Annotated in this window: 1 protein-coding gene and 1 pseudogene; both read left to right on the top strand. The window is 63.3% G+C overall.

What is annotated here, in order from left to right:
* Positions 1-3,786: DNA-directed RNA polymerase subunit beta' (rpoC, locus tag ACC569_RS14105; protein WP_372524164.1), on the top strand; the 3,786-nt coding region annotated here is incomplete at its 5' end.
* Between the two features lie 407 nt (positions 3,787-4,193).
* A pseudogene (rpsL, locus tag ACC569_RS14100) lies at positions 4,194-4,349 on the top strand (30S ribosomal protein S12); the annotation flags it as partial.

Raw genomic sequence — 4,349 nt, 5'->3', positions numbered from 1 at the left:
GTCGTGATCGACCCGGGCATGACGCCGCTCGAGCGCGGCAGCCTGCTTTCGGAAGACGCCTACCTCAACGCCATCCAGCAGTACGGCGACGAATTCGATGCGCGCATGGGCGCGGAATCCGTACGTGCCCTGCTCAAGTCCATCAATCTCGAGGAAGAAGTGGCGAAGGCGCGCGGCGATCTCGCCGGCACCACCTCCGAGACCAAGATCAAGAAACTCACCAAGCGCCTGAAAGTGCTCGAGGCGTTCCTCTATTCCGGCAACAAGCCGGAGTGGATGGTGCTGGAAATCCTGCCGGTGTTGCCGCCGGAACTGCGCCCGCTGGTGCCGCTCGACGGCGGCCGGTTCGCGACCTCCGACCTGAACGATCTGTACCGGCGCGTGATCAACCGCAACAACCGCCTGAAGCGCCTGCTCGACCTCAACGCGCCCGATATCATCGTGCGCAACGAGAAACGCATGCTGCAGGAGGCGGTGGATGCGCTGCTCGACAACGGCCGCCGCGGCCGCGCCATCACCGGTGCCAACAAGCGTCAGCTGAAGTCGCTGGCCGACATGATCAAGGGCAAGCAGGGCCGCTTCCGCCAGAACCTGCTCGGCAAGCGCGTCGATTACTCCGGTCGCTCCGTGATCGTGGTGGGTCCGACGCTCAAGCTGCACCAGTGCGGCCTGCCGAAGAAGATGGCGCTGGAACTGTTCAAGCCGTTCATCTTCAGCAAGCTCGAATCCAAGGGCCTCGCCACCACCATCAAGGCGGCCAAGAAGATGGTCGAACAGGCCGGCCCCGAGGTGTGGGACATTCTGGAAGAGGTGATCCGCGAGCATCCGGTGCTGCTCAACCGCGCCCCGACGCTGCATCGCCTGGGCATTCAGGCGTTCGAGCCGATCCTGGTCGAAGGCAAGGCGATTCAGCTGCATCCGCTGGTGTGCGCGCCGTACAACGCCGACTTCGACGGCGACCAGATGGCGGTGCATATCCCGCTGTCGGTGGAAGCGCAACTCGAAGCGCGCGCCCTGATGATGTCCACCAATAATATTCTTTCGCCCGCCAACGGCGACCCGATCATCGTGCCGTCGCAGGACATCGTGCTCGGTCTCTATTACACGACCCGCGAGCGCATCAATGCGCCCGGCGAGGGCAAGGCGTTTTCCGACGTGGCCGAGGTGCATCGCGCCTACAACGGCGGTCACATCGCGCTGCAGGCGCGCATCAAGGCGCGCATCCGCGAGGTGCATTTCGACGACAAGGGCAAGCGCGTCGAAACCCGCAAGCTCTGTGACACGACCGTGGGTCGGGCGCTGTTGTCCGAAATCCTGCCGGAAGGAATGCCGTTCGAACTCATCAACCGCGTGCTCAAGAAGAAGACGATCTCGGAACTCATCAACGCGTGTTACCGGCGCGTCGGCCTCAAGGCCTCGGTGATCTTTGCCGACCAGCTGATGTACGCCGGTTTCGCGTTCGCCACGCGCGCGGCCGTGTCCTTCGGCATGGACGACATGATCATCCCGGGAGAGAAGTCCGAAATCATCGGTCAGGCCGAGGGCGAGGTGAAGGCGATCCAGAACCAGTACGCCTCGGGTCTGCTCACCGACGGCGAGCGCTACAACAAGGTGGTGGACATCTGGACCCACACCTCCGAACGCGTCGCCAAGACCATGATGGACCAGCTGGGCAGCGAGGAGGTGACCGATTCGCAGGGCAAGAAGGCCAAGCAGGAGTCGTTCAATTCCATCTTCATGATGGCGGACTCCGGCGCGCGCGGCAGCGCGGTGCAGATCCGCCAGCTTGCCGGCATGCGCGGCCTGATGGCCAAGCCCGACGGCTCGATCATCGAGACGCCCATTACGGCTAATTTCCGCGAAGGCCTGAACGTGCTCCAGTATTTCATCTCGACGCACGGCGCGCGCAAGGGTCTGGCCGACACCGCGCTCAAGACCGCGAACTCGGGTTACCTCACGCGCCGCCTGGTGGACGTGTGCCAGGACCTGGTCGTGACCGAGGACGATTGCGGCACGACTGAAGGGGTGGCCAAATCGGCGCTGGTGGAAGGCGGCGAAATCGTGATCGCGCTGCGCGACCGCATTCTCGGGCGCGTGGTGATCGGCGATATCCGCGACCCGGGTAACGAAAAGAAAGCACTGATCGTGGACGGCTCGTTGCTGGATGAAAAGGCCGTGGCGTTGCTCGAAGACCGCAACATCGACCAGGTGCTGGTGCGATCGCCGGTGACCTGCCACACGCGTTACGGCGTGTGCCGCAAGTGTTACGGGCGCGATCTCGGCCGCGGACATCTCGTCAACATGGGCGAGGCCGTGGGCGTCATTGCCGCGCAGTCGATCGGCGAACCGGGCACGCAGCTCACCATGCGCACGTTCCACATCGGCGGCGCCGCTTCGCGCGCGACGGCGGTGTCGCGCATCGAGGTCAAGACCTCGGGCGTGGTCCGGCTCAAGAACCTCAAGGTCGTGAAGCATGCGAGCGGCAATTACGTCGCCGTGTCGCGTTCCGGCGAGCTCATCGTGCAGGACGATCAGGGCCGCAACCGCGAGCGTTACAAGTTGCCGTTCGGCGCGGTGCTGTCGGTGCACGACGGCTCGAAGATCAAGATCGGCGCCGTGGTCGCCAACTGGGATCCGCATACCCACCCGATCATCACCGAGGTTGCCGGCAAGGTGACTTTCGCCGATCTGATCGATGGCGTGACCGTCAACAAGCAGACCGACGAGATCACCGGCCTGTCGACGTACGTGGTGCTGGATGCGAAGCATCGTGCCGGCACCAAGGACATCCGTCCGGTCATTACGCTGGTGGACGGCAAGGGCAAGGCGGTGGCCATTCCGGGCACCGAGATTCCTGCCAAGTACATGCTGCCGCCGGGCGCCATCATCACCGCGGAAGACGGCGCCAAGGTGGGCGTGGGCGACGTGCTCGCGCGCATACCGCAGGAGTCGTTGAAGACCCGCGACATCACCGGCGGTCTGCCGCGCGTCGCGGAACTGTTCGAAGCGCGCAAGCCCAAGGATTTTGCGATTCTGGCCGAGGTCAGCGGCGTCATTTCCTTCGGCAAGGACACCAAGGGCAAGCAGCGGCTCATCATCAACGACAAGGAAGGCGTGGAGCACGAGTATCTGATCCCGAAGGGGCGTCACATCACCGTGTTCGAAGGCGAGACCGTGGAACAGGGCGATGTCATCGTGGAGGGCGCGCCCGTGGCCTCCGACATCCTGCGTCTGTTGGGTGTCGAGGCGCTGACCAATTACATCGTCGATGAAATTCAGGACGTGTACCGGTTGCAGGGCGTGAAGATCAACGACAAGCACATCGAGGTGATCGTGCGCCAGATGTTGCGCAAGGTGCGTATCCTCGTTTCCGGCGACACGCGTTTCCTGCCCGGCGAACAGGCCGAGCGCGCGCGGGTTCACGAGGACAACGAGGAAATGGTGGCGCAGAAAAAGAAACCGGCGACCTTCGAGCCGTTGTTGCTCGGCATCACCAAGGCGTCGCTGTCGACCGAGTCGTTCATCTCGGCGGCCTCGTTCCAGGAGACGACGCGCGTGCTCACGGAAGCGGCTATTACCGGCAAGATGGATCTGCTGCGCGGCCTGAAGGAAAACGTGATCGTGGGCCGCCTGATCCCGGCCGGCACCGGCCTGGCCTATCACCTGGAGCGTCGACGCACGCGCGGCGAGGCCAAGCAGGAAGCCAAGGAATTGAAGCAGTCGCTGACGGCCAGTTTCACGGGCAAACCCGCGGCGCACAGCGGTGAGGAGGCCGTGGGGACCTAGCCTTCTGCCTGCCGGAAGGTCGCCGGGCGAGGGGAGCCGGCGACCAAAAAGCCCCGAAAAAAGGCCGCAAACGGGTGCTAATGGCTTGACACAATAGGGGTGACTCCCTAGAATCGCGCCCCTCAGAACAGGCCGGAATTCCGCCGGCCTGTCTTTGTTGAAGCCTCCGAGAATTCTGAGAAAGAGCTGTTGCTTTTCGGTCATCAGGCCGGATTCCGCAGTATCGACGCCGACCGCGCGACAAGTTCGCCAAGAGCGAATTTGGACAGCCGAAGGCTGGCCCGAGCCGCAGTCTGGCGAGGGCGAGCCCCCGGGACGGGGCGAGCACAATTTGGATGGCGATAATAATTTGAAATTTCCGCCACGGCGGAAATTTCCATTTCTGGGTCGAGAGACAAAACAGCTTTATGCCGACGATTAACCAATTGGTTGCCAAAGGGCGCAGACGCCTGAAGAGCAAGAGCAAGGTACCGGCTCTCGAGGCCTGTCCGCAGCGTCGTGGCGTGTGCACGCGCGTGTACACCACGACGCCGAAGAAGCCGAACTCGGCGCTCCGGAAAGTG

Source organism: Sulfuricaulis sp. (assembly GCF_041499725.1).
GTDB lineage: Bacteria > Pseudomonadota > Gammaproteobacteria > Acidiferrobacterales > Sulfurifustaceae > Sulfuricaulis.
The sequence above is the reverse complement of the archived record's forward strand: the minus strand, read 5'-3'. Positions and strand labels throughout refer to the sequence as shown.